Consider the following 26,722-nt stretch of genomic DNA (forward strand, 5'->3'; position numbering starts at 1 on the left):
TAATCGATAATTTATCGTGCGATGGCAGAAGAGTTCGGCGCGTCGTGCTGGTATTCTGTTCGGCGAATATCGGGGAGAAAACAATAAGATGAAACAAATAAAATCCTGGGCGCAATATTACGTCGACCTGATGACCAAGCTGGGGCTGGTGCGATTCAGCATGTTCCTGGCCACCGGCATCATAGTGCTGGCCGTCTCCATCCAGATGGGGGTCACCCTGTTTCTGCGCGGCACAGTGGATATCGTCGACCTGGTGCGTTCGGTCTTCTTTGGCTTGCTGGTCACCCCCTGGGCCGTCTATTTTCTCTCCATCGTGGTGGATCAACTGGAGGACTCCCGCCAGCGGCTGACCCGCATGGTGCGCAAGCTGCAGGACATGCGCGAGCGGGATCTCGAGCTCAACAGCCAGCTGCAGGAAAACATCAGTCGCCTCAACGCCCAGATCGCCGAGACCAACCGGGCCGAGACCCTGCGTCAGCAGGCCATCGAGGATCTGGAGAACGAGGTGTTCCAGCGCGAGAAGGCCCAGCTGCACCTGGGCGAGCGCACCGCCCTGCTGCGCTCCTTCATCGACTGCTCCCCCGATCTGGTCTACTACCGCAACGAAGACGAGCAGTTCTCCGGCTGCAACCGCGCCATGGAGGAGCTGACCGGCAAGGTGGAGGCCGAACTCATCGGGCTGACTCCCTTTGACGTCTACAAGCACGACATCGCCAGCAAGGTGGTGGAGACCGACAAGCAAGTCTTCGCCAGCAATGAGCCGCTCACCTATGAGCAGTGGCTGGAGTACCCGGACGGCCGCAAAGCCTACTTCGAGTTGCGCAAGGTGCCCTTCTTCGACCGCTTCGGCAAGCGGCTCGGCCTGCTTGGCTTTGGCCGCGACATCACCGAGCGCAAGCAGTACCAGGACAAGCTGGAGAAGGCGAGCCGCGACAAGACCACCTTCATCTCCACCATCAGCCACGAACTGCGTACCCCGCTCAACGGCATCGTCGGCCTGAGCCGGATGCTGATGGATACGCCGCTCGATCCCACGCGGCATCAGCAGCTCAAGACCATTCACCTGAGCGCGGTGACGCTCGGCAACATCTTCAACGACATCATCGATCTGGACAAACTGGATCGGCGTCGGTTGGAGATTGCGCCGACCCGCATCGATCTGCCCGCCTTCCTCGACGAGCTGGAGACGCTGTCGCGCATCCAGGCGGAGCAGAAGGGGCTCTATCTGCACTTCGATCGAGATGGCGAGGTGCCGCAGTTCGTGATGGCGGACGGCACCCGGCTGCGCCAGGTGCTGTGGAACCTGGTGGGCAATGCGGTGAAGTTCACCGACGAAGGCGGGGTGACGGTTCGCTGCCTCGCCCATGCCGCCGACGCGCCGGGCAAGCTGGCGCTGCACTTCGAGGTGGAGGATACCGGCATCGGCATTCCACGGGCCCAGCAGGAGAAAATCTTCGCCATGTACTATCAGGTACAGGGCAAGAAGCACGCCACCGGCACCGGCATCGGCCTCGCGGTCTCCCGCCAGCTGGTGCAGGCGATGGGTGGCCAGCTCTACGTGGACAGCGATCCGGGCGAGGGTGCTTGCTTCACCGCCGAGCTGGAGGTGGAGTGTATCGCAGGAGAGGTTGCCGCTCTCGAGCCCGAGATGCCGTCCCTCGACATCCTGCTGGTGGAGGACGTCGAGCTCAACGTGACCGTGGCCTGCGCCCTGCTGAGCAAGCTTGGCCATCAGGTCAAGGTGGCGCGCGATGGCGCCCAGGCGCTGGCCATGGCCAACCCGGATGATTTTGACTTGATCCTGCTCGACATCCAGTTGCCGGACATGACGGGGTTCGATGTGGCGGAACAACTGCTCGCCCGCTACGGCGAAAGTTTGCCGCCCATGGTGGCACTCACCGCCAACGCCACCGGCGATCGCCAGTACTACCGGGATCACGGCATGCAGGATGTGATCAACAAGCCGCTCGGCTCGAAGGCGGTGCGGGAAGTGATTGGCCACCTGTTTGCCGATCTGGCCGGGGACGAGGCGGACGAGCAGGCCGACACCGTCAGCCAGGATGCGCTGCTGGACCTGCCCTTCCTCACCGATTATGCCGATACCGTGGGCAAGCCGGTGCTGCTCTCCAGCGTCGATCTGTTCGAGAAGATGATGCCCGACTACATGGCGGTGCTCGACTCCAACATGATTGCCCGGGATCAGGCCGGCGTGGTGGAGGAGGCGCACAAGATCAAGGGGGCGGCGGGCTCCATCGGCCTGCGCCGGCTGCAGCAGACGGCCCAGCTGATCCAGAGCCCGGATCATCCTGCCTGGTGGGAGAACGTGGAAGACTGGATTGAGACGCTGCGCCGGGAGTACCCGGGCGATATCGCCCGCCTGCGGCGCTGGTTGCTCTCATAAACGCGCTGCGCTGGCAAGGAGCTGCAACATGTATAGCCGTTTGATTACCCCCGAGCGGATCCACCCCTGGGGTGACGAAGAATTGCTGGAGGCGACCGAGCAGGATCGCGCCCGTATCGTGCAGGCGGCGCCGGTGCGCCGGCTGCAACAGAAGACCCAGGTCTTCCCGCTCGACGTGAAAGCCTCGGTGCGCAGCCGACTGACCCACTCGCTGGAAGTACAGGAGACCGGTCGCCAGATCAGCCGCCGCGTTCTGGCGGCCCTGCCGGCAGGCGCTGTGTGCGAGGGGGCCTTCGTCAATCTGGTGGAGATGTCCTGCCTGTTGCACGACGTCGGCAACCCGCCGTTCGGCCACTTTGGCGAGCAGGTGATGAGCCAGTGGCTGGCGCAGGAGTTGGACGGCCTGTTTGCCGCTGCGCTGGGCAAGGCGCCCAGCCCGCAGTGGGCCGAGCTTCGCCAGGATCTGCTGGTGTTTGACGGCAATGCCCAGAGCCTGCGGCTGGTACACAGCCTGCACGAGTTGAATCTGACCCTGGGGCAACTGGCGGCACTGTGCAAATATCCGCAGCAACCGCCGGCAGGCCGGCAGGCAACCCCCTACTATGGCCAGCATCACGGCTGGAGCAGCAAGCGCGGCATCTTCTTCAGCGAACAACCCCTCTACAGCGCCCTCGGCCAGAGCCTGGGGCTGGCCGCCGGCTGTCGTCACCCGCTGGTCTACATCATGGAAGCGGCGGACGACATCTCCTACTGCATCGCGGATCTGGAGGATGCGGTGGATCGGCGCATCCTCGGCCTCGGCGAGCTGCTGCTGGCGCTGCGGGAGGCGGATGGCGGTGACTACATGGCGGCGTTGCTGAGTGCGGCCGTCGACTCGGATCGCGGCTTCTTTACCCATTTCCGCCAACAGCTGACCCGGGATCTGGTGGCGCTGGCCGCCAGCACCTATGTGAGCGAGCACGCCCAGATCCTGAGCGGCGCCTATCCTCAGGCCCTGCTGCACGGCCAGGCGCCGGCGGCGCGGGTGCTCGACATCCTCAAGCGGGTCGCTCGCGAGCTGGTGTTCATGCGTCCCGAGGTGGAGGCGCTGGAGCTGGAGGGCTACGCCGCCCTGCGCGGCGTGCTCTCCACCTACGCCTGCCTGCTGGCCCTGCCGGCCAGCCAGTTTGAGCGCCTGCTGGCGGGGCAGGGGGGCAGCGAGCTGTTCTTTGCCCGCCGGCTTTACCATCGCTTGTCGGCCCGCCATCTCAAGGCCTATCGACTGGCGGTGGCCAGCCGGGATCCTCGTTTTGGCGAGGAAGCCGAGCAGGAGTGGTATTACCGGGTGCGGCTGCTGCTCGACTACGTGAGCGGCATGACGGACACCTATGCGCTGGAGGAGTTTCGGCTGCTGTCCGGGATCTGAGCGAGATGGCGTCAGGCTCTCTGTTCCGGATGAGTATTGATAGATGGCTCACCTCCCCATATGGGGGGTAAGGTTCTTGTATAAAATTCGGTCTTTTTTTAGACTGTGGCAACTTGTTCAACTTTCACACGGTAAGGAGACGGATATGCAACATTCAATGCTAAACGTTGCGTTCGACCGCTGCATCAGCAGCGCGAAGACTCGTGCTCTTTTTCTGCCGCGTGGAGGAAACAGGTAACACCTGCTTTTTCATCACCCGCGGTTGTCCCGCAGGGTGATCTCTTCTCTCCGGGGGAACCGCACGTTCAACTGGAGAATATTATGTCTATCGAACTGACCCTGCTGCGCACCGTCGAAACTCTGGTCCAGAAACGGATCACCCGGCTGGAACGCCGCACCCGTTATCTGCACCTGTCGCCCGCCCTGCTCAAAGACATAGGTCTGGAAGGGCAAAATGTGCAGATCGCCCACATCCGTGAGCAGGAGTATCAAACCGGCTTCCGACTCGGGAATCGAATAACCTGATGATATGGGGCCTGGCCCCCTTCTTGCATAAAAATGGCAGGCATTAGCCTGCCATTTTTCGTATCCGCACGAGTTCTGTTACGAATTTTTATTCGCACATTTTGCCAAAATCCCTATGATCGCTCTCCGATCTGTTCAGGAGTCATCCATGCTGCGCCTCTGTTATCGCGCCATTCTGTTGTGCTGGTTTGCTTGCTGGAGCCATGTGGCTACGGCAGAAACCTCTCTGGACAAGGATCAGCTGGGACTGACGGAACGGCTGTGGCTCGCCTCGCGCAATGACCTGGTAGTGGGCATGCCCTCGATGGCCTGGCCCCCCTACATCTATACCAATGGCCGGGGCGGCTTCAACGGTCCGCTCGACGACTTTGCCAACCAGATTGCCGGCAGGCTGGGGCTGACCGTGCGCTACAAGACCTATCCCTACTATGCCGATGCCCAGCAGGCGCTGCTCGATGGGGAGGTGGACATGCTGATCGGCGTGACGCCCAGTCAGTCGCGTCAGGAGAAGATGCGCTTTACCTCGGACCTGATGACCCTGCCGCGCGCCGTCCTGCTGACGCGGGAGGAGGGGGAGCCGACCCTGGCCGCGGCACGCCAGTTGCGCTGGGTGTGCGAGCACGGCTTCAGTTCCTGCGAGGAGCTGACCCAGCTCGGGATGACCCAGCTGACCGAGGCGGACAGCAGCGACGAAGCCGTCTTCATGGTCAAGAAGGGGCTGGCGGATGCTTATCTCTCCGATCTGCCCTCGCTGATGCGACTGCAGCGCCTGCAGCCGCAGACCGGGCTCAGGGTGATTACCCCGGAGTGGGTGACGGATACCTCGCTGGCCATGGCGGTGAGGCTGGACAATCAGGGGCTGCGCGATCTGCTGGAGCTGGCCCTCAACGATATGTCGCTGGATGAGCGCCGCCGCATTCTGGAGACCGGCGGTATCGTCGACTATGAGCTGGCCAACGGCCCTCGCCAGATAGTGTTCAACCAGAGCGAACTGGACTGGCTAGCCCGCCACCCGACCCTGCGTTTCGGGGTGGCACCGGACTGGCCGGCGGTGAGCGAGATCGATGGCAATGGCCAGCTCAAGGGCTTCATCGCCGACCTGCTCAAGCTGGTGAGCCTGCGATCCGGCCTGCACTTCAGCCTGGTACCCACCAGCAGCTGGGCCGAAACCCAGAACCTGCTGCAGGCGCGCAAGCTGGATTTCATTCCGGCCATCACCCCGACTGCCGAGCGGCGCCAGTACGCCCTGTTTACCCCCGACTACGCCTTCATCCACCGGGTGATTGCCGCCAGGCAGGGGAGTGAAGAGCTGGCCAGTCTCAACGAGCTCAAGGGGCGCCGGGTGGGGATCGTCGGCGGCTCGGTGGAGGAGCTGGTGCTCAAGGAGGTAGGCGCCAGCCCTGTGGCGGTGAGCAGCGATACCAAGCTGCTGCCCCTGCTGGACGGACACCAGGTCGACTATGTGCTGATGAGCATGACCACCCTGGAGCAGGCACTGCAGAAAGGGTTTAACAACCGCTACCAGGTGGTGTTTTCCGGCAACGAGCTGAGGGTGCCGGTCGCCATGGCGGTGCATCAACAGGATCCCATGTTGCAGCAGATCCTGACCAAGGTGCTGCTCTCCATCCGGCCGGAAGAGATGACCAAGCTGGAGCACAAGTGGCTGACTCTGACCATCCAGACCGGCATCAATCCGACCACGGTGGCGCTCTGGTCCGCCTTAGGGCTGGGGGCCTTCCTGCTCTGCGTGCTGCTGTTCATGGGCTGGAACCGGACCCTGCGTCGCCAGATAGTGCAGCGCCAGCTGGCCGAGCACAAATTGAACGAGCAGCTGACGTTTGTGCAGACCCTGCTCAACTCCCTGCCCAACATGGTGGTGCTGCGGGATCGCGAGCAGCGCATCACCCTGTGCAACCGGGCCTATCGGGATGCCTTCATCGGCGACCCGATGAAGGAGGGGGGCGACGATCTGGACCGCATGCCGGCCAGAGAGCGGGCTCGGGTACTGAAAGAAGAGCAGGAGGTGTGGCAGAGCGGCGCACAACTGGAGGGGGCGGGCAACAGCCGCCGCCAGGATGGCGCCATGTTCCACGTCATCTATACCAAGCGCCCCTACACCTCCCCGGATGGAGACATGCTCGGTGTCTTGACCGTGCTGACCGACGTGACCCGCATCAAGGAGGCCGAGGCGCGGGCCCGCAAGGCGGAGACCCGCCTCACCCAGATCACCGACAGCATGCCAGGCATCGTCTATCAGTACCTCTGGATCGGACCCGGCAAGGGACGCTTCCTCTATGCCTCGCAGGGGGCGAGCGAGATCCTGGGGGCCAGCCGGCAGGAGATGCTGTCGGCCGAGTCGGGGGGGGAGGTGTTCGGCTTTACCGAGGAGGCGCTGCAGGACTTCGTCAGCAAGGTGGCCAACCATGCTCAGACCTTGGCCCCTCTCGATCTCGAGGTAAAGGTGGAGCGGCCTGGGGGGGCGCGCTACCTGCAGGTGCGCGGCAGTTTCGTGCCGCAGGAGGAGGGGCACCTGATCCTCAACGGGGTGATCCAGGACATCACGGCCCTCAAGCGCCAGGAGCACGAGCTGAGGGAGGCGCGGGCCTATGCCGAGCAGGCGATGCAGGTGCGCAGCCGCTTCCTCGCCACCATGAGCCACGAGCTCAGAACCCCCATCTCCGGCATGCATGGCATGCTGGAGCTGCTGCAGATGAGCGAGCTGAACGAGGATCAGCGTTACCTGCTGCGCAACGTGGTGACCTCCACCAACAACCTGCTCTATCTGGTCAACGATGTGCTCGACTTCTCCAAGATAGAGGCGGGCCAGCTGCAGCTCCATTATCAGGAGTGCCGGCTTGCCTCCGTCATCTGTGACGTGATCCGCGGCCATGCCACCCTGGCCCATGGTAAGGGGCTCAGAGTGACGCTGGACTGGGGCACCGAGGTGCCGGATCAGGCCCGCATCGATGCGGTGCGGGTGGGTCAGGTGCTCTCCAACCTGCTCAACAATGCGGTCAAGTTCACCGAGCGGGGCGAGATCCGCATCCAGGTGGGTCTGCAGGCCGAGCGACTGGCCATCACGGTCAGCGACACCGGCATCGGTATCGCCGAAGAGAAGCAGGATCGCCTGTTCACCCCGTTCGAGCAGGTGGAGTCCGACATAACCCGACGTTTCGGCGGCACCGGGCTGGGGCTGGCCATCTGCCACCAGCTGGCCCAGAAGATGGGGGGCACGCTGACGCTCGAGAGCAAACCGGGGCACGGCACCCGGCTCACCTTCGAGTTCCCGCTGAGCGAGTGTCAGTGGGATGCCCCGCCGCTGGCCGGCCAGGAGTGGTGGCTGTTTGGCGAAGATGTTGCCTTGCAGAGCGCCATGCAGCGGCTGGGGGCCAGGCTGCATCGTCTGGATCCACCGCAGTGGCAGCAGCCCCTCAACGGCCTGTTGCTGGCGGAGGAGAACTGGCTCGAGCAGGCGCTCGGCAGCGACTGGCTGGGCCATTTACAGCGATCGACCCTCAAGGGCATAGTGCTCTCCCCGCAGGAGGCCCTGCGCGGTCGCATGGGGTCGAGTGCCTGGTGGCGGCTGGGACAATCGCCGCTCTATCCCGACCTGCTGCTGGAGACTTGCCATCAGTTATTGGGGGAGGCGGCGATCAGCCCGGTGGAAGCCAATGCGCCCAAGCTGCAGGGGCGGGTGCTGGTGGCCGATGATCACCCCATCAACCGCGCCCTGCTGGCCCGCCAGCTGGCCATTCTCGGCGTGGATGCCGAGGTGGTGGATGACGGCGACAAGGCCTTGCGCACCTGGCAGGGGCAGGGATTCGCCCTGCTGCTGACCGACTGCCACATGCCGGCGATGGATGGTTACAGCCTGACCCGGGCGCTGCGAGAGCAGGGGGTATCGGCCCCTGTCATCGGGGTGACGGCCGACACCTCCGAAGAGGCCGGCCTGCAGATGCAGGAGGCGGGCATGAACGACATGTTGTTCAAACCCTATACCCTGGATACGCTGCGGCAGGTGCTGATGCGCTGGCTGCCGGTGAGCAGCCAGGCGCAGGAACCCAGCCAGGCCCCTGCCCCTGCCAGCGAGCAGGGGGAGCGCTGGATCTCGCTGTTTGGCGATGAGGCGGTGGCGCGCAGCATGGCGCGGGAATACCTGGATTCCAATCGCCAGGACGGAGATGACATGATGCAGGCACTGGCCAGGCAGGATACCTATGCCCTGGTGGAGACGGCGCATCGGATCAAGGGGGCTGCCCGCATGGTGGGGCAGCAGGCATTGGCGGAGGAGGCGGCCCGGCTCGAAGCGGCGGCCCGCCTCAAGCAGCTGGACGAGCTCAGCGAACTGAGCCAGACGGTGCTGGCGCTGATGAAGGCTATTACAGGTGAAATTGGATTATGGCTCGATGAACAAGACACAGCATGAGTTGGTGATCATGGTGGTGGAAGATCACGCCTTCCAGCGCAAGGCGTTGATGCACCAGATCCGCGGGCTCGGTTACGCTTCCCTGCTGGAGGCGCAGGACGGGGTGGAGGCGTTGGCCATGTGCCAGCGTCATCAGGTCGACATCCTGTTTTGCGATCTGCGCATGCCGGGCATGGATGGCATGGCGCTGTTGCGCCGCCTCTCCCTCGGCGGCTTTCGCGGCGGCATCATCCTCTCCAGCGCGCTGGAGGATGACGTGGTCGAGGCCGTGCTGCGCATGAGCGCCGCCTATGGCTTGCAGGTGCTGGGACGCATCGAGAAGCCCTCCAGCCAGCAGCAGATAAGCCAGCTGATCGGGGCCTGGCGCCCGCAGCAGGAGCGAGCCCAGGAGGAAGATGGCCACCGTCTGACCCTGGATGAGCTGAGCCTGGCGCTGGAGCAGGATCAGCTGCTGCCCTGGTATCAGCCCAAGGTGAGCTTCGGCTCCGGCCAGTGGGTCGGCATGGAGGCGCTGGCCCGCTGGCAACATCCGGAGTACGGCCTCATCTCGCCGGCTCGCTTCATTCCGCTGGCGGAGCACAATGGCCTCATCGATCGGCTGACCGAGGTGATCATCAGCAAGTCGTTGCGGGATGGCCACCTGTGGGAGCAGACCGGGCTATCCCTCAACCTCTCGATGAACCTCTCCACCACCTCGCTGATCGAGGGGGATCTGTGCAACACCCTGATCAACCAGTGCCAGCGCTGGAGCATCAATCCCGAGCTCATCACCCTGGAGGTGACCGAGAGCGCGTTCGTGCAGGATCTGGGCAAGTCGCTGGAGGTGCTGACGCGCCTGCGCATGCACGGTTTCGGCCTCTCCATCGATGACTTCGGTACCGGCTACTCCTCCATGCAGCAGCTGGCCCTGCTGCCCTTCACCGAACTCAAGCTGGATCGCTCTTTCGTCGATCACTGCTTTGAGGACCCCTCTCGCTTGGCCATAATAGAGTCAAGCATCGAGCTGGCCCGCAAACTGGGGCTCAAGTCCGTCGCCGAAGGGGTGGAGGATGAACTCACCTGGCGGCTGCTGGCGCGGCTGGGGTGTGACGTGTGCCAGGGCTTCTTCTCTGCCCGGCCCATGCCGCGCGAGGAGTTGATGGGATGGCACGACTCCTGGCGTGAACGGCTACCGGCGCTGCTCGGGGAGTGAATATCGGGCAGGATGCCCGCAAAGAAACAAGGACGTTCATGAAAATTTCAAGCAAGCTGCTGCTCAGCTTCTGTTTTATCAATCTGCTGGTGATCCTCTCTTCCAGCCTGGTCTACCACCAGCTCGGCCGCATCGGACAGGCCGGCAGCGCTCTGATGGAGCAGGCCCTGCCCGCCCTGCAACGGGATGAGGCCAGCCAGAAGGCGCTGGTGGCGACCATATCCTCCCTGCGGGCCTATCTCATCCTGGGCAAGGATCCGGCGCAGGCCGACCGCCTCAAACAGGAGTGGGAGGGGGCCTGGCAGGTGATCGAGCATCAGCAGTTCACCGCCGAGCTTGCCCGCTCGCTCAAGGCCTTCAAGACCAGCCAACAGAAGGTGTGGGATATCGCCCAGACCGACGAAAATCTGCCCGCCCATACCCTGATGTTGCAGGAGGCGGGGCCTTTGGCAGAGTCTGCCCTCGATCAGCTGCAGTCCTTTGCCAACGAAGAGGTGGCGACCCCGCAGGATCAGCTGCCCGGCGATCGTCGCCTGCTGCTCAAGCAGGTGGGGGATGCCTACAACGGCCTTTCCAATGCGCTCTCCGCCCTGCGTGACTTCCTCATCTCGGGGGATCCGGACTATCGCACCAAATACCAGGACTATTACCAGTTCCACCAGCAGCGGGTGGCCGAGCTGAAACAGCAAGAGGCCAACTTTACCGAGGCGCAGAAAGGGATCTGGTCGCTGTTCGAGGAGATGTCGGCCCCCTTTGCCGAGCTGGTGGGCCAGGTGATCGAGAAGCGTCAGGCCCCGGACTGGGATCAGGCCAATTACCTGATGGCGACCGAGATTGAGCCCGCACTCGGCCAGCTGGCGACCCAGCTGGCCGGCCAGGTGACAGAGACCCGTGCCGAGGTACAGAGCATGGGCCAGAAGATGACCAGTGCCGGTCAGGCCATCAATCGCACCCTGCTGCTGGCCACCCTGACCGTGATCGTGCTGGGTACCCTGGTGGCGCTGCTGTTCAGCCGGCGCCTGACCCGGGACATCGCCAGCCTGGTGCTGCGGGCCGATCAGGTGGCCAATGGTCGGTTGCCGGCCCGTCCCCTGCCGGTGCAGAGCCAGGATGAGCTGGGCGGGCTGACGGGCTCCATCAACCAGATGTCCGGCCAGCTGCGCCAGCTGGTGGGGGAGATCCAGGGGGCGGTGGGGCAGGTAGACGGGGCCTGCGGCGAGGTGAGCAGCACCACCCGCGCCATCGTTACCGATCTGGCGAGCCAGAATCAGCGGGTCGATACGGTGGCGGCGGCCATCGAGCAGATGTCGGTCAGTACCCGGGATGTGGCGGGCAATATCGCCGAAGCGGCGCGGGCCGCCCAGCAGGCCGAACAGCAGACCCGCCAGGGGGGCCACGAGCTGGCCCGCATGACGGCTACCATGCAGCAGATTGCCGCCATGATTGCCCAGGCGAACGAGGCGATGGGCCAGCTCAGCAGCCAGAGCGAGCAGGTGGGACGCGTCACTGAGGTGATCGCCACCATCGCCGAGCAGACCAATCTGCTGGCGCTCAACGCCGCCATCGAGGCGGCGCGGGCCGGCGAGCAGGGGCGCGGTTTTGCGGTGGTGGCCGATGAGGTGCGGCTGCTGGCGAGCCGCACCAGCCAGTCCACCGAGGAGATCAGCCAGACCATCGCCAGCATCCAGCAGCAGACCCGCCAGACCGTCAACACGGTCGGCAGCGGTACCCGGCTGGTGGAGGAGGGGCGCGGCGCCGTCGACTCGGTGACCGCTACCCTGGACGCCATGTTGCAGCTGGTGCAGGACTTGTCGGGTCAGCTAGGGGCCATCGCCACCGCGACCGAGCAGCAGTCGCGGGTGGCGCAGGAGGTGGCGGGCACGGTGGAGGAGATCGCCGGGCTCAGCCGGCAGTCGAGCCAGCGTAGCCAGCAGGGGGAGGAGATAGTGGCCAGGCTAGCGCAGGATACCGGCCGCTTGACGGCGGTGATCAGCCGCTTCGAGCTGGATGCCTGAGGCTAAGAGAGAGCATGAAAACGGGGCAGGCCGCTTGGCCTGCCCCGTTTCTTTTCAGCCTTGCTGGCAAGAGATGGTTGCTCTGGCCTGGCGGGTCAGTCTAGTCGACGGAAGGACTGGTTGTCGAAGCTGCTGCTGGTCTCCTGATTGAGCAGGCTCACCAGCAGGATCGCGCGTTTGTCGCCATCCGGCTCCAGATAGATGGCCTCGAAGCCGGCCAGCGGACCGGATTCTATCAATACCTTGTCGCCCTGGGTCGGCAGGTTGGCGTAACTGGCGCGCGCCTCGTCGCTGTCGTCCCGGCTCATCAGCTGATAGACCAGCTGGCTGTTGATGGCGGTCCACTCCCGTCCGAAGTGGATGATGCGGCTGATGCCGCGGGTGGACTTCAGGGTGACCGGGGTGACCTCTTCCAGATCCACGTAGATGAACAGGTAGTTGGGGAACATGGGCTCCCGCACCGGGACTCGCTTGCCCCGCCGCAGTTTTTCAATTTCCACCATGGGATAGTAGGACTCGATCCCCTGGGCTTCGAGATGGGCGCGGGCGCGGGCCTCTTCTTTTGGCTTGCAGTAGGCCAGATACCATTTTTTCATGTGATGAATATGTTCGTGTTGCCGTGCTCGCCGATATGATAGCGGCAGCAATAAAAAAGGCCACGCATTGCGTGGCCTTTTTTGCCGAGTGAGTGATTACCAACCTTTCACCAGGCCGCCTTTGAACAGCTCCAGCCCTTTCTTGTAGACGTCGTCGGTCTGGAAGGCCTGTACGAACTGTTTGACCTTCTCGTCGTCCTTGTTGTTGTCGCGGGCGACGATCAGGTTGACGTAGGGGGACTCCTTGTCCTCAACAAACAGGCCGTTCTCGGTCGGGGTCAGGCCGATCTGACCGGCGAAGGTGTTGTTGATGATGGCCAAGTCCACGTCTTCCAGCGAGCGCGGCAGCTGGGCTGCTTCCAGCTCGACAATCTTGAAGTTGCGCGGGTTGCTGGCGATGTCCAGCACGGTTGCTTCCAGACCGGCACCCTCTTTGAGCTTCAGCAGACCCTGCTTCTCCAGCAGGATCAGGGAGCGGCCCAGGTTGGTCGGATCGTTCGGCACCGCGATCTGGGCACCATCTTTCAGCTCGGAGAGGGCCTTGATCTTCTTGGAGTAACCGGCGATCGGGTAGACGAAGGTGTTGCCGACCGGCACCAGCTTGAAGCCGCGATCACGGATCTGGGCATCCAGATAGGGCTTGTGCTGGAAGGCGTTGACGTCAACGCTGCCATCGTTCAGGGCCACGTTCGGGGTGACGTAGTCGGAGAAGTTGACCACCTCGACGGTCAGACCGTATTTCTCCTTGGCCACTTTGGCGGCCACTTCAACCAGTTCGGTCTCGGGGCCGGCGATGGCGCCCACCTTCAGGGTCTTGTTCTCTTCCTTTTGACCGCAACCGGCCAGTACCAGGGTAGCCAGCAGGGCAGCCGCAACGGATTTGATGCCAAATTTCATAAAACCTCCTGTCAGAAATCGACGATTAACGATGATCACATTTGTTGACCAGGCGCTCACCCGCGCTCTGGATGAGTTGAACCAGCACTACCAGGATCACGACGGTCACCAGCATGACGGTCGGGTCAAAGCGCTGATAGCCGTAGCGAATACCCACATCGCCCAGTCCACCGCCCCCGATGGCACCAGCCATGGCGGAGTAGTTCACCAGCGTGACGAGGGTGATGGTGACGCTGTTGAGGATGCCGGGCAGGGCCTCGGGCAGCAGCACCTTGGTGATGATTTGCAATGGCTTGGCGCCCATCGCCTTGGCCGCCTCCAGCAGGCCGTCCGGCACCTCCATCAGGGCCCCTTCCACCAGGCGGGCGATGAAGGGGATGCAACCGACGGTCAGCGGCACGATGGCGGCGATGGTGCCGATGCTGGTGCCGACGATCAGCCGGGTCAGCGGGATGATGGCCACCAGCAGGATGATGAAGGGCACCGAGCGACCCACGTTGACCACCATGCCCAGGGTACGGTTGAGCAGCGGGTTGGCCAGGATCTGGCCGGCCTTGGTCACGTGCAGCGCCACGCCGAGCGGCAGACCGAGCAGGCAGCCAAACAGGGCGGAGGCAAACACCATGATGAGGGTGTCGCCCAGAGCCGTGAACAGCAGATTAATCATTGCTTCGGACATAACCCATTACCTCCAGCTGAATATGGTTGTCGATGAAGAACTGCTGGGTAGCCTCGCACTGGGCCTCATCCCCGAACAGTTCCGCCAGCAGGAAGCCGAACTTGACGCCGCCGGCGTACTCGATGTCGGCGCTCAGGATGCTGATGTCGATGTTGAAGCGGCGGCTCGCCTCCGAGATGAGCGGCGTGTCGACCGTGCTGCCGGTAAAGCCGAGCTTCACCAGCGGATAGCTGGCGGGTACCCGGTCGCTACTCATCCGATCCTGATACTCCTGGGGTACTTCCAGGTGGATGGTGGAGTGGATGAAATCCCGCGCCAGCTGGGTCTTGGCATTGCTGAAGAACCAGGCCACTTCGCCCTGCTCGATCAGACGGCCGTCACTGATGATGGCCACTTCGTCGCAGATCCCCTTCACCACGTCCATCTCGTGGGTGATGAGCAGTATGGTGAGCCCCAGCTTGACGTTGATCTCCTTGAGCAGAGTCAGGATCGAGCGGGTGGTCTGCGGGTCGAGGGCCGAGGTGGCCTCGTCGCACAGCAACACCTTGGGGGCCGGGGCCAGCGCCCGGGCGATGGCGACCCGCTGCTTCTGGCCGCCGGAGAGCTCGGACGGATAGGCGTGGGCGCGGGCTTCCAGCCCGACCAGCGCCAGCAGCTCGGTGACCCGATTCTTGATCTTGTCCTTGCTCCAGCCCGCCAGCTCCAGCGGAAAGGCGATGTTGGCGGAGACGGTGCGGGAGGCCAGCAGGTTGAAGTGCTGGAAGATCATCCCGATCTGGCGGCGGGCCTGGGTCAGATCCCGCTCGCTCAGGGCGACCAGATCCTGGCCGTCGACGATGACCTGGCCATCCGTCGGGCGCTCCAGCAGGTTGACGCAGCGGATGAGGGTGCTCTTGCCGGCACCGGAGGCACCGATCACCCCGAAAATTTTTCCTTGCGGCACATGCAGGCTGACATCACGCAGGGCGTGCACGGCATCACTGCCTTTACCGTAGACTTTGTTGAGACCGATCAACTTAATCATGGATTCTTCCGTGCTAACAGCCTTAAAGCACAGGGCGCTACAGGCGGGTGAATTGGGCAGAGGTTTCACTAGGTTGCTCTGTCATCATGGAGGATGATGCTAAGATGTCTGGATGGCCATGTCAACGCGCATTTATACATCTAGACGTCTAAAAAAATGCTAAGGATTGCCACTGGTTGACTAACGCCGACGGTGATCCGGTTCACATCAATATTGTATTTGGCAGTGTAGTAGGATTGCCGAATATCAGATGGCAAATGCACCATTATCACTTCCTTTATTAGTCGTGAGACGGATTCAGCTGCTCATCCTTTTACTCCCTCCGGGTTGGCACAAATCATTCCATTTTGTGTCGATCGCTGCTTTCTTGGCCGGCTTCTTGATGCAGCACAACAAGGGCCGTGCTTTGGCTTGGCTTGCAATAGCCTGTTTTTTATACTGAATGGGCACGACATACAGGAGGGCAACCTGATGCGATTTCAACAAATCAAAGACTTGCTGCTCTATCTGGAGCAGGTGCATCACCAGCTTGGACTCTGTTACGGGCGTCTCATGACCCAGGTGGATGGCGAGCGCAGCCGGCTGCTGCTGGCCTATCTGCAGCAGCGGGAGGAGGCGGCTGGTACCCAGCTGGATGACTACCTGAGCGAACTTGGCGAAGGGGTGAAGGAGACCTGGCTGGAGCTGGGCTTCAGCGAGGATCTGCTGCCCGGGATCCGGCGCTTGAGCCTGCCCGCCACGGCCCAGACCCAGGACATAGTGCAGCTGGTGTGCCGGCAGGAGGAGAAACTCATCGGTGAGCTCAGCCATCTGGCCCGGGAGTGTCCGACCGAGGAGACGGTGCGGCTGCTCGATGGCCTGGCCACGCAGGAGCAGACCCGTCTGACCCGGTTGGTGCACGGCGCCCATCGGCTCGACGACCTCTAGGGGATGGCCGCTGTCGAGGTGTGCGGCGCATAGTGAAAAATGTGCGGGGAAAACAGCAGAGGCCCGGCAATGCCGGGCCTCTGCTGTTTGTTGTTCACGACGGGCTCATGCCGACTGGCGGGCGGCGGTCAGCTCGGCGGCGTGCAGGGCGGCGCCTATGATACCGGCCTGATTGAGGTTGGCGGCCGCCACCAGCGGGGCCCGGGTCTCAATCTTGTCGATGAACTTGTCGAGCTTGGCGGCGCTGCCGCCGCCCAGGATGAAGAGGTCGGGGGAGAACAGAAACTCGAGGCGGGCCAGGTACTTGTTGAAGCGCTTGCCCCAGCGGCCCCAGGAGAGATCCTCGCGCTTGCGCACCGCGTCCGAGCAGTAGTGCTCGGCCACCATCCCTTCCAGCATCAGGTGACCCAGCTCGGTGTTGGGCAGCAGTTGGCCGTTGACGAACACGGCGGTGCCGATGCCGGTGCCGACCGTGATGAGGATGATCACCCCCTGGCGATCCCGGCCGTTGCCGTAGCGCATCTCCGCCAGACCGGCCGCATCGGCGTCGTTCAGCACGTGGCAGGGCTGGCCGGTCACGTCGCCAAACAGATGGGCGACGTCGGTCTCAATCCAGCTCTTGTCGATGTTGGCCGCACTCTTGGCGATGCCGTTGTGGATGGTGGCGGGAAAGCCGCAGCCCACCGGGCCCTTCCAGTCGAAGTGTTCCACCAGCGCCTTGAGGGTATGCGCCACGGCGGCCGGGGTGGCCGGCTGCGGCGTCACCAGCCGGTGGCGTTCGCCAATCAGCTCGCCCGTTGCGGTGTCGACGAGGCATCCCTTGATCCCCGAACCACCGATATCCACTCCCAACATCTGCATCAGCTTGTTCCTTTTGTTGTGCCGACCATCGACCGTCGGCAGAGCATGAAAAAATGACCTGGATCCGGCAAGGGGCAGATCGTCTATGCGTGATCCGGCAGACCTTTTTCGATGCAGCGGATCAGCAAGCGGGTCTTTTTGTTGTCATCCTGCTGGCGCCGGGCCAGGGTCGCCAGCGCCCACTCGATATGTTCGGCCACCATGGGCTCGGCTTCAGTCAGCGCCTGCTGCAGGGCCACCACTACCTCCTGGCTGGCCGGGCCGTTGCCAAGGGCCACCGCCAGGTTGCGGCGCCAGCGCTGATAGCCGATGCGGCGAATGGGGCTGCCTTCCGTGTGCTTGAGAAACTCGCTCTCACTCCAGCCCCACAAGGTCAAGAGGGGCGGGCGGTGCAGATTGGGGCGCGGGCTGAAGTCGGGCTCAGGGCTGGCATTGGCGTAGCGGTTCCAGGGGCAGATGAGCTGGCAGTCGTCACAGCCATAGATGCGGTTGCCCATCAGCGGCCGGAACTCTTCGGGGATGGGGCCGTCGTTCTCGATGGTGAGATAGGAGATGCAGCGGCGGCCATCCACCACGTAGGGGGCGACAATGGCGCCGGTGGGGCAGATGTTGATGCAGGCCACACACTTGCCGCACTGCTCTTTCTCCACCGGGGCATCCAGCGGCAGCGGCAGGCTGAGCAGCAGCTCCCCCAGAAAGAAGAAGGATCCCGCCGACTCGTTGAGCAGCAGCGAGTGTTTGCCCACCCAGCCGAGGCCGGCCTTGGCCGCCAGCGGCCGCTCCAGAATGGGGGCCGAGTCGACGAAGGGGCGCCAGCCCAGCGCCTCGCAGCGCTGCTCGATGCGCTCCCCCAGCTGCTTGAGCCGGCTGCGCAGCAGCTTGTGGTAGTCGCGACCCAGGGCATAGCGGCTGATGTAGCCGAGGGTGGGGTCGCGCAGGGTGGCGGCGAAGCCCGCCTCGAACGGGAGATAGTTCATCCGCACCGACAGCACCCGCAAGGTACCCGGCAGCAGCTCGTGGGGACGGGCCCGCATCATGCCGTGGCGCGCCATGTAGTCCATGCTGCCGTGATAGCCAGCGTCCAGCCAGGCTTGCAGCCTGGGCTCTTCGAGGGTGAGATCCGTGTCTGTGATGCCGGCCTGGTCGAATCCTAGCTCGCTCGCCCAGAGCTTGATATCTTGGGCCAGTTGATGGAGTTCGGCCGTGGTCATGGCGCTGCCGGTCCTGCTGGCGGGCGGCCTGAGCGTGCACCGGGATGGGAGTGTACTGTCATGCTGTATCGCATCTCTGGGGGCTTGCTGCCAAGGTTAACCGATGGGGGCGTTTGCCGCCGTCATACTGCATCATGAGCCCGGTGCCCGCCGGACCGGATCAATGGATGAGAGTCAGGAGCCGTCATGGAACAGGTCATCGGGGATGCTATCAGCGGGAAAGAGGGACAGAGCTTACCACAATCACTGTGGCGGACTGAACAGATCCGTGCCCTGGAGCGGGAGTGGGCCGAACGCGAGGGGCTGCGCCTCTATGCCCTGATGGAGCGCGCCGGCGCTGCGCTGCGGACCTACGCCACCCACCACTGGCCGCACAGCCGGTGCTGGTGGATCTTTACCGGCCCCGGCAACAACGGTGGCGACGGCTACGTGCTGGCCCGCCTGGCGAGACAGCTTGGTCTTGAGCCTCAGGTGATTGCCGTGCGGGATCCCGCCGAGCTGACGGGGGATGCCAGGCGGGCAGCCGACGAGTGGCTGGCGATGGGGGGCACAGTGGTGTCGCCCGAGGAGCGGGAGCTCGACCGGCTGCCGGCCCCGGATCTGGTGATAGATGCACTGCTTGGCACCGGTGTCCATATCCGGCTGTCACCGCTCATGACAAGGATCGTCGCAACAATCAATGGCTTGCAGGTGCCCGTGCTGGCGGTGGATCTCCCCTCCGGCCTCAATGCCGATACTGGCTGCGCCATGGGAGCCGTGGTGCGCGCCAGCCGTACCCTCACCTTCATCGGCATCAAGCAGGGCATGCTCACCGCCGACGGGGTGGATTGCGTCGGTCGACTCGACTGCGACACCCTCGGCGTCACCGCGCCACCCGAGTGGCAGGCGGCCGCCGAGCGCGTCGATTATCCTTCTCTGCGCGCCAGGCTGACGCCGCGCCAGCGCTCGTCCCACAAGGGCTCCCACGGCAAGGTGCTGCTGGTGGGGGGCAATGCGGGGATGCAGGGGGCCATCGTGCTGGCCGCGCGCGCCTGCCTGCGGGCCGGTGCCGGTCTGGTGCGGGTGTGCCAGCATCCTGATCACCTGCCTGCCAGCCTCTATCAGGCCGAATTGATGGGAAGTCAGGCCGGGGGGGAGGAAAGCTGGGCCTCGGTGCGGGTAGTGGGACCAGGGCTGGGTCAGGATGAGTGGGGTCGGCGCCATTTTGAGTCATTTGTTAACGAGCGGGTGCCACTGGTATTGGATGCCGATGGATTGAATTGGCTGGCGCAATGTCCCCGTCATCAGGATAATTGGGTGCTCACGCCCCATCCGGGCGAGGCGGCCCGCCTGCTGGGCTGCACCATTGCCGAGATCGCCGCGGATCGCTTTGCCGCGGTGCAGCGTCTGCAGCAGCGCTTCGGCGGTGTGGTGCTGCTCAAGGGGGCGGGGACGCTGATCCACGACGGCAAGGGGATGGCGCTCTGCAACGAGGGCAATCCCGGCATGGCCAGTGGCGGCATGGGCGACCTGTTATCTGGTATAATCGCCGCCCTTTTGGCCCAGGGCTGGTCTGCCGCCGAGGCAGCCCGACTGGGCGCCGTGATCCACGGGGAAGCGGCCGATCTGGCCGCTGTAGACGGAGAGCGGGGCATGCTGGCATCAGACCTGCTGCCCTTTATCCGTCGACTGGTTAATCCCGACACCATAACAAGCTAAAGAAGAACATGGCAAAACAGTTGATGATGACACTGCCGGACGAGGCAGCAACCGTGGCACTGGGTGGCCGTCTGGCCCACGCCTGCCAGCAGGCGACCACTGTCTTCCTGCACGGGGCCCTCGGGGCCGGCAAGACCACCCTGACTCGTGGCTGGGTGCAGGGGCTGGGTCATGAGGGCAAGGTCAAGAGCCCGACCTACACCCTGGTGGAGCCCTACGAGCTGGCCGACTGGCAGCTTTACCACTTCGATCTCTATCGGCTGGCCGACCCGGAAGAGCTGGAGTTCATGGGGATCCGCGACTACTTCGGCGCCAACACCCTCTGTCTGGTGGAGTGGCCGGAAAAGGGCGACGGCTGGCTGCCTGCGCCGGATCTCGAGATCACCCTGAGTTATGCAAACGAGCAGCGCGAGGTGCAGATTGACGCCCGCACTGCTATTGGCGAAGCCATTCTGGAACGGTTGTCATCTACGTGCGCTTGATCCTTGTTATTGCCCTCTCCCTGCTGGCCTTACCCTCCTGGGCGAATCAGCTCAAGAGCGTGCGGGTGTGGCCATCGCCGGACAACACCCGGGTGGTGCTCGACATGAGCAGCGCCCCCAATTACAACTACTTCACCCTGACCGGTCCGGACCGGCTGGTGATTGACCTGAAAGGGGCGAGCAACGTCACCAACCTGGCCCGCATCGAGAACAAGAGCGAGCTGGTGCGCAAGATCCGCGAGAGCTCGCCGCTGGAAAAAGGCGGGCTGCGGCTGGTGCTGGACCTGAGTTCAGCCATCAAGCCGGTGGTCTTTCCGCTGGCGCCGGCCGGCCCCTACGGCCACCGGCTGGTGATCGACCTGCCTTATGAAGAGAAGTCCTCCGCCACCGCTCAGGCGGCACCGGTGGGTGGCAAGGGCAAGGGGGTGGTGATCGCCATCGACCCGGGCCACGGCGGGGAAGACCCGGGCTCCATCGGTCCGCGCCGTACCTACGAGAAGCGGGTGACCCTGGCGGTCTCCCAGAAACTGGCCGCCCTCATCGACCGCGAACCCGGCATGCGCGCCGTGCTGACCCGGCGCGGCGACTACTTCGTCGATCTGAACAAGCGCTCCGAGATTGCCCGCAAGGCCAAGGCCGACCTGCTGGTGTCGGTGCACGCCGACAGCTTCCACAACTCGACCCCGCGCGGCGCCTCCGTCTGGGTGCTGTCGACCAACCGTGCCAACCGCGAGATGGGCAGCTGGCTGGAGAAGCAGGAGAAACAGGGTGAGCTGCTTGGCGGCGTTGGCAAGGTATTGGCCGAATCCGATCCCAACCCCTACCTGGCGCAGACCTTCCTCGACCTCTCCATGGACAAGTCGAGGGCCGAGGGCTATGACGTCAGCCGCCAGATCCTGCGCTCGCTGGGCCGGGTGGCCAGGTTGCACAAGAAGGCGCCAGAGCACGCCAGCCTGGCGGTGTTGAAGGCGCCGGACATTCCCTCCGTGCTGGTGGAGACGGGCTTTATCTCCAACCACGCCGAAGAGAAGCTGCTGGCGACCTCCAGCTATCAGGATCAACTGGCCCGTGCCATCTTCGAGGGGATCCGCAACTACTACCGGGCTCACCCGACCAAGGGCGCCATGCTCACCGGCAAGGGGCAGGCCAGCAACAAGCAGGCCGCGGTCAGCCGACCCGCCCCTGCCAGCAAGCCGGTCGCCGTCAGCAAACCGGCGGCGCAGCCGGTGCAGCAGGTGGTGACCAACCGGATGCCGGCCACCGAACCGAACCGCAGCAGCGACGGCGGGGCGCCGGTCAGCAGCGTCGGTGGATCCTCGTCCGGCGCCGGGGTGATCAAGCCCTACGTGGTGGCAGCCAAGGAGCCGAGCGTCCCGGTGACCAGCGTGCAGAGCAATGACAAGGCCAGCATGCTCCGTCATGTGGTCACCCGCGGGCAGAGCCTCTCCCGGCTTGCCGAGAAATACGGGGTCAGCCAGGCGCGGCTGGTGGAGATCAACAAGCTCAAGTCGCGGGACATCCAGATAGGGCAGGTGCTCTATATTCCGCAAAAATAGCGCTGGATGAGACGCCGGGGTCGTCCCTGCCGGTGGCAGGGGCGGGCCCGGTGAACCGTCATCGAGCCCCGCCGATTACCCGTGCCTTCAACCAGCAGGAGTAAGCGATGCCAATCCGTACCTTGTCCCCTGTGCTGGCCAGCCAGACGAGCATGGGCTGTGATACGGCGGCGTGGCGCCCAGCCGGTGCGGTTGCCACTGCCATCCCGTTCAACCAGCAGGAGTAAGCGATGCCAATCCGTATATTGCCGCCGATTCTGGCCAACCAGATTGCTGCCGGTGAGGTGGTGGAGCGGCCCTCCTCCGTGGTCAAGGAGCTGGTGGAAAACAGCCTGGATGCGGGCGCTGACCGGGTCGAGATCGACATCGACAAGGGCGGTGCCAAGCTTATTCGCATTCGCGACAATGGCGGTGGCGTCGCCAAGGATGAGCTGGTGCTGGCGCTGTCGCGCCATGCCACCTCCAAGGTGGCGACTCTCGACGATCTGGAAGGGATCAACAGCCTGGGCTTTCGCGGCGAGGCGCTCGCCTCCATCAGCTCGGTCTCCCGTCTCACCTTTACCTCCCGCACGGCGGAGCAGTCCGAAGCCTGGCAGGCCCAGGCCGAAGGGCGCGAGATGAGCGTCACCGTCAAGCCGGCGGCCCACCCGGTGGGCACCACTGTGGAGGTGGTGGATCTCTTCTTCAACACCCCGGCCCGGCGCAAGTTCATGCGCAGCGAAAAGACCGAGTTTGCCCACATTGACGAGCTGGTGCGCCGCATCGCGCTCTCCCGCTTCGACGTCACCCTGATCCTGCGCCACAACGGCAAGGTGGTGCGCCAGTACAAGGCCGCCAACACGGTGGCGGAGCAGGAGCGCCGGCTCGCCGCGGTGTGCGGCTCTCCCTTCATGCACCACGCGCTGGCGGTGGAGAGCGAGCACAGCGACGTGCGGCTGTGGGGCTGGCTGGCCACGCCCGCCGGCGCCAGACCGCAGAACGATCTGCAATACACCTATGTCAACGGCCGCATGATGCGCGACAAGCTCATCAACCACGCCATTCGCCAGGCCTATGACGAACTGCTGCCGACCGATCGCTTCGCGGCCTACGTGCTCTACATCGAGCTGGATCCGCGTCAGGTGGACGTCAACGTCCATCCGGCCAAGCACGAGGTGCGCTTCCATCAGGCGCGCCTCATTCACGACTTCATCTTTCAGGCGCTCTTTACCGCCCTGCGCCAGCCAGGGGCGGCAAGCGACGGGAGCGACCAACCCCTGGCCGAGACCCTGGTCGAGCTGCCGGTCAGTGCCCCTATCGAGTATCCGGGTCAGGCGCCCAGAGCCGAGTGGTATGGCGCCGAGCACAACTACCGGGCCCCGGCCCGGGAAGTGCGGGAAGGAAGTGGTGCAGTGAGAGCGGGCAACTACCAGCCGCCCGAGCCCCCCAGCCGGGAGGCGATGCGCGGCATGGGCGCGCTGCTCACCACCCTGCCGACGGTGCAGGACACGCCGCTGGCAGAGGCTGAAACCATGCCTGTTGCCGCCGTGGCGGCCAAGGCGGGGGCGTGGCGGGCCTTGACCCTGGTGGAGCAGGCCTATCTGCTGCTGGAGCGAGACAACCGGCTGGCCCTGCTGTCGCTGGTGCGGGCCGAGCGCCTGCTGCTGCGCCACTGGCTGCTGGAAACCTGGGGCCAGGGGCTGGCGGCCCAGCCGCTGCTGCTGCCGGTCTCCTTCAAGCTGCCGAAAAACCTGGTCGCGCTGGTGGAAACGCAGGAGCGTTTGCTCAAACGGATGGGGCTGGAGTTGAAAAGCGGCGGGCGCGACACCATGATCCTGACTCGGGTGCCGGCGCTGCTGCGCCAGACCGATCTGGTGCGCTTATTACCCGAATTGCTGCAACTGATCGAGAGCGGATCTGACAGTGATGCTGGCCAGCAGGCTGAAGTACTATGCCAATGGCTGGTGGAGCAGGGGATAAGTCGCGAAAAAGTATATGATTTTGCCACGGCCAACCGCTTGCTGACGGAACTTGTTGCCGATTTCAGTGACCAACTGGCAGACGTTCGCATGGTGCGCCCGCTGTCACTGGCGAGCGTGCTGGCCGAGTTCGCCGATGGCCATTGAGGGAAATGCCCTCTTGAATCCATAAACCAGTTTTTTGCAGGTGCGCCACCAAGGGGGGGCGACCATGCAAGGGGAGTTTTTCACGTGGCTGACTTGCCGACTGCAATTTTTCTGATGGGGCCGACGGCCTCCGGCAAGACGGATCTCGCCATCGAACTGTGCCAGGCACTGCCCTGCGACATCATCAGCGTGGATTCCGCGCTCATCTATCGCGGCATGGATATCGGCACCGCCAAGCCTACGCCGGCCGAACTGGCGCAGGCGCCGCACCGGCTGATCGACATCCTGGATCCCGCCATGAGCTATTCGGCGGCCGATTTTTGCCGCGATGCGCTGCGGGAGATGAAAGAGATCGCCGATCGCGGCCGCATTCCGCTGCTGGTGGGCGGCACCATGCTCTATTTCAAGGCGCTGCTGGAGGGACTATCTCCGTTGCCCTCCGCCGACCCCGTCATTCGTGCCGGCATCGAGGAGGAAGCCGCCCGCCTTGGCTGGCAGGCACTGCACGATGAGCTGGTGCGCATCGACCCGGTGGCCGGGGCCCGCATCCATCCCAATGACCCGCAACGGCTCAGCCGGGCGCTCGAGGTCTACCGCATCAGCGGCAAGACCCTCACCGAGCTGACCCAGGTGCAGGGGGAGGGGTTGCCCTACCGGGTGCTGCAGTTTGCCATCGCACCGAGCGATCGCGCCGTGCTGCACCAGCGCATCGAGCTGCGCTTTGACAAGATGCTGCAGGGTGGCTTTGAACAGGAGGTCAGGGGCCTCTACCAACGGGGCGATCTCACCCCGGATCTTCCCTCCATCCGCTGCGTGGGATACCGCCAAATGTGGGACTACCTGGCGGGGGAAGTGGAGTATGATGAGATGCGCTATCGCGGAATTGTTGCCACCCGCCAGTTGGCCAAGCGTCAAATGACCTGGTTGCGCGGTTGGTCTGATGTGACCTGGTTGGAATCTGGTGAGTCTGGCAATCTGGCAAGGGTCGTCGCCCGTGCCGGAGTGGCTTGACACTCCTGTATAATCAGGTTGTTATATTGATATCCGGTGTTTAAAAACAACAAACTATAAGGAAAAGAAGATGGCTAAGGGGCAATCTCTCCAAGACCCGTTTTTGAATGCGCTGCGCCGTGAGCGGATTCCTGTTTCTATCTATTTGGTGAACGGCATCAAGCTGCAGGGTCAGATCGAATCGTTTGACCAGTTTGTCATTTTGCTGAAGAACACCGTGAGCCAGATGGTTTACAAGCACGCCATCTCCACCGTGGTGCCGGCCCGTGCCGTCAACCATCACCAGCACGCCCAGGGCGCGGCTGGCGAAGAGCAGGGTGAAGCCGAGGCGTGATATCCCGGGACGAGGCGACTCGTCAACCCAGATTCATCATGATTCCTGTCAAGGAGCAAGCGCTTGTTTGACCGTTATGAAGCCGGCGAACAGGCCGTTCTGGTACATGTCAACTTCAGTGATGAGGGTGAGCGGGAGGATCTGGAAGAGCTCAAGATGCTGGTGAGCTCGGCCGGGGTCAATGCGCTGGGGGTGATCACCACCAGCCGCAGTGCGCCCAGTGCCAAATTTTTTGTCGGCAGCGGCAAGGCTGAAGAGATCGCGTCCCAGGTCCAGATGCTGGACGCCGACGTCGTCATCTTCAACCATGCCCTGACCCCTGCCCAGGAGCGCAACCTGGAGCGTCTGTTCCAGTGCCGGGTAGTGGACAGGACCGGCCTGATCCTCGATATCTTCGCTCAGCGTGCCCGTACTCACGAAGGCAAGTTGCAGGTCGAACTGGCCCAGTTGCGCCATCTCTCTACTCGCCTGGTGCGAGGCTGGACCCACCTTGAACGTCAGAAGGGGGGGATCGGCCTGCGCGGCCCGGGTGAAACCCAGCTGGAAACCGATCGCCGCCTGTTGCGTGAACGCATCAAGGCGATTTTGCGCCGGCTCGACAAGGTGGCCAAGCAGCGGGAACAGGGACGTCGTGCCCGCAACCGCAACGAGGTGCCGACCGTTTCTCTGGTGGGTTACACCAACGCCGGAAAGTCCACTTTGTTCAACCAACTTACAGCTGCCAGCGTGTATGCTGCCGACCAATTGTTCGCAACCCTGGATCCGACCCTGCGCAAATTGGTGATCCGGGATGTGGGTGATGTGATTCTGGCGGATACAGTTGGATTTATTCGACACTTGCCCCATGATCTGGTCGCGGCCTTCAAGGCGACGCTGCAGGAGACCCGCGAAGCGGATCTGCTGCTGCACGTGGTGGACTGTGCCGACGAGCAGATGCAGGAGAATATCGAATCGGTGCAGCAGGTGCTGGCCGAGATCGAAGCCGATGACCGGCCCCAGCTGATGATCTGCAACAAGATCGACAAGCTGGGTGAACACCCGGTCGGGCTGGAGCGGGACGAAGAGGGGCGCCCGGTGCGGGTCTGGCTGTCTGCCCAGACCGGCGAGGGGTGTGACGATCTGTTTGTTGCCCTGACCGAGCTGCTGGCCGGCTCCATGGTGCACCACACCCTGCAGTTGCCCCCTTCGGCCGCCAGATTGCGCAGTGCGCTCTATCGCCTCAAGGGCATCGAGCAGGAAGGTTTCAGCGAGGAGGGGGATTTTGTGTTGGAAGTCCGCCTGCAACTGGCTGACTGGAACCGCCTCGTGAAGCAAGAAGGTGAGAGTTTACAACGCTTTATCAGGCATTGATTCGTCGATGAGATGAATGTTTGCTGG

At 63.6% G+C, this 26,722-nt stretch carries 20 protein-coding genes; 14 read left to right on the forward strand and 6 right to left on the reverse strand.

Translation table 11 applies throughout. From position 1 onward, the window contains the following. Positions 1 to 88 precede the first annotated feature (88 nt). From arcB to I6L33_RS08850, 6 genes are all read left to right on the forward strand, one after another. Positions 89 to 2,401 carry an aerobic respiration two-component sensor histidine kinase ArcB gene (gene arcB / locus I6L33_RS08825; protein ID WP_117404768.1) on the forward strand — a complete coding sequence of 771 codons (2,313 nt, stop codon included), beginning with the start codon at positions 89 to 91 and terminating at the stop codon, positions 2,399 to 2,401. A 28-nt stretch (positions 2,402 to 2,429) separates the two neighbouring features. Next, positions 2,430 to 3,806 carry a dGTPase gene (dgt, locus tag I6L33_RS08830; protein ID WP_216973910.1) on the forward strand — a complete coding sequence of 459 codons (1,377 nt, stop codon included), beginning with the start codon at positions 2,430 to 2,432 and terminating at the stop codon, positions 3,804 to 3,806. 321 nt (positions 3,807 to 4,127) lie between these two features. Beyond that, complete coding sequence (locus I6L33_RS08835) at positions 4,128 to 4,331, forward strand: hypothetical protein (protein WP_005304283.1); 204 nt, start codon at positions 4,128 to 4,130, stop codon at positions 4,329 to 4,331. A gap of 148 nt (positions 4,332 to 4,479) precedes the next feature. Next, positions 4,480 to 8,757: a transporter substrate-binding domain-containing protein gene (locus tag I6L33_RS08840; protein ID WP_216973911.1), complete on the forward strand. Its 4,278-nt coding sequence runs from the start codon at positions 4,480 to 4,482 to the stop codon at positions 8,755 to 8,757. Next, complete coding sequence (locus tag I6L33_RS08845) at positions 8,738 to 9,949, forward strand: EAL domain-containing protein (RefSeq protein ID WP_017763841.1); 1,212 nt, start codon at positions 8,738 to 8,740, stop codon at positions 9,947 to 9,949. The genes I6L33_RS08840 and I6L33_RS08845 overlap by 20 nt, the downstream gene beginning before the upstream one ends. 38 nt (positions 9,950 to 9,987) lie before the next feature. Further along, positions 9,988 to 11,964, forward strand: coding sequence for a methyl-accepting chemotaxis protein (locus I6L33_RS08850; protein WP_054544633.1), 1,977 nt, complete (start codon positions 9,988 to 9,990; stop codon positions 11,962 to 11,964). 95 nt (positions 11,965 to 12,059) lie between these two features. Here the strand turns inward: I6L33_RS08850 and rfaH are convergent, their stop codons facing one another. From rfaH to metN, 4 genes are all read right to left on the reverse strand, one after another. After that, a complete protein-coding gene (gene rfaH / locus I6L33_RS08855) occupies positions 12,060 to 12,560 on the reverse strand; it encodes a transcription/translation regulatory transformer protein RfaH (protein ID WP_019840631.1) in 501 nt (166 codons plus the stop codon). Positions 12,561 to 12,656: 96 nt separating this feature from the next. Then, positions 12,657 to 13,457 (reverse strand): methionine ABC transporter substrate-binding lipoprotein MetQ, encoded by an 801-nt coding sequence (gene metQ, locus I6L33_RS08860; RefSeq protein WP_005304269.1) that lies wholly within the window; start codon positions 13,455 to 13,457, stop codon positions 12,657 to 12,659. 25 nt (positions 13,458 to 13,482) lie between these two features. Then, positions 13,483 to 14,136: a methionine ABC transporter permease gene (locus I6L33_RS08865; protein ID WP_011704854.1), complete on the reverse strand. Its 654-nt coding sequence runs from the start codon at positions 14,134 to 14,136 to the stop codon at positions 13,483 to 13,485. Continuing rightward, on the reverse strand, positions 14,117 to 15,160 hold the full coding sequence (gene metN, locus I6L33_RS08870; protein ID WP_216973912.1) for a methionine ABC transporter ATP-binding protein MetN: 1,044 nt from the start codon (positions 15,158 to 15,160) through the stop codon (positions 14,117 to 14,119). The genes I6L33_RS08865 and metN overlap by 20 nt, the downstream gene beginning before the upstream one ends. Positions 15,161 to 15,631: 471 nt before the next feature. Between metN and I6L33_RS08875 the strand changes: the two genes are divergently transcribed. After that, entirely contained in the window at positions 15,632 to 16,087 is a 456-nt protein-coding gene (locus I6L33_RS08875; RefSeq protein ID WP_216973913.1) for a hypothetical protein, read from the forward strand. Between the two features lie 105 nt (positions 16,088 to 16,192). Here I6L33_RS08875 and ppgK read toward each other — a convergent pair whose 3' ends face one another. Further along, positions 16,193 to 16,948 (reverse strand): polyphosphate--glucose phosphotransferase, encoded by a 756-nt coding sequence (ppgK, locus tag I6L33_RS08880; RefSeq protein WP_005304254.1) that lies wholly within the window; start codon positions 16,946 to 16,948, stop codon positions 16,193 to 16,195. An 83-nt stretch (positions 16,949 to 17,031) separates the two neighbouring features. Then, positions 17,032 to 18,159 carry a tRNA epoxyqueuosine(34) reductase QueG gene (gene queG, locus I6L33_RS08885; RefSeq protein ID WP_216973914.1) on the reverse strand — a complete coding sequence of 376 codons (1,128 nt, stop codon included), beginning with the start codon at positions 18,157 to 18,159 and terminating at the stop codon, positions 17,032 to 17,034. A gap of 186 nt (positions 18,160 to 18,345) precedes the next feature. On the opposite strand from queG, the gene I6L33_RS08890 reads away from it, so the two are divergent. The 7 genes from I6L33_RS08890 to hflX all read left to right on the forward strand — a co-directional run bounded on the left by I6L33_RS08890 (position 18,346) and on the right by hflX (position 26,695). Beyond that, positions 18,346 to 19,857: an NAD(P)H-hydrate dehydratase gene (locus I6L33_RS08890; protein WP_216973915.1), complete on the forward strand. Its 1,512-nt coding sequence runs from the start codon at positions 18,346 to 18,348 to the stop codon at positions 19,855 to 19,857. An 8-nt stretch (positions 19,858 to 19,865) separates the two neighbouring features. Further along, the gene (gene tsaE, locus I6L33_RS08895; RefSeq protein WP_005304245.1) at positions 19,866 to 20,339 is read left to right on the forward strand and encodes a tRNA (adenosine(37)-N6)-threonylcarbamoyltransferase complex ATPase subunit type 1 TsaE; all 474 of its coding nucleotides are present in this window, start codon (positions 19,866 to 19,868) and stop codon (positions 20,337 to 20,339) included. Beyond that, entirely contained in the window at positions 20,330 to 21,895 is a 1,566-nt protein-coding gene (locus I6L33_RS08900; RefSeq protein ID WP_216973916.1) for an N-acetylmuramoyl-L-alanine amidase, read from the forward strand. The genes tsaE and I6L33_RS08900 overlap by 10 nt, the downstream gene beginning before the upstream one ends. 230 nt (positions 21,896 to 22,125) lie before the next feature. Next, entirely contained in the window at positions 22,126 to 24,000 is a 1,875-nt protein-coding gene (gene mutL / locus I6L33_RS08905; RefSeq protein WP_216973917.1) for a DNA mismatch repair endonuclease MutL, read from the forward strand. Between the two features lie 93 nt (positions 24,001 to 24,093). Next, positions 24,094 to 25,011, forward strand: coding sequence for a tRNA (adenosine(37)-N6)-dimethylallyltransferase MiaA (miaA, locus tag I6L33_RS08910; RefSeq protein WP_254204976.1), 918 nt, complete (start codon positions 24,094 to 24,096; stop codon positions 25,009 to 25,011). A 70-nt stretch (positions 25,012 to 25,081) separates the two neighbouring features. Then, on the forward strand, positions 25,082 to 25,345 hold the full coding sequence (gene hfq / locus I6L33_RS08915; RefSeq protein WP_005304228.1) for an RNA chaperone Hfq: 264 nt from the start codon (positions 25,082 to 25,084) through the stop codon (positions 25,343 to 25,345). A 63-nt stretch (positions 25,346 to 25,408) separates the two neighbouring features. Continuing rightward, entirely contained in the window at positions 25,409 to 26,695 is a 1,287-nt protein-coding gene (gene hflX, locus I6L33_RS08920; RefSeq protein ID WP_005304225.1) for a ribosome rescue GTPase HflX, read from the forward strand. Positions 26,696 to 26,722: the final 27 nt, after the last annotated feature.

The sequence above is a fragment of the Aeromonas sp. FDAARGOS 1403 genome (assembly GCF_019047325.1).
Taxonomy (GTDB): Bacteria; Pseudomonadota; Gammaproteobacteria; order Enterobacterales; family Aeromonadaceae; genus Aeromonas; species Aeromonas dhakensis.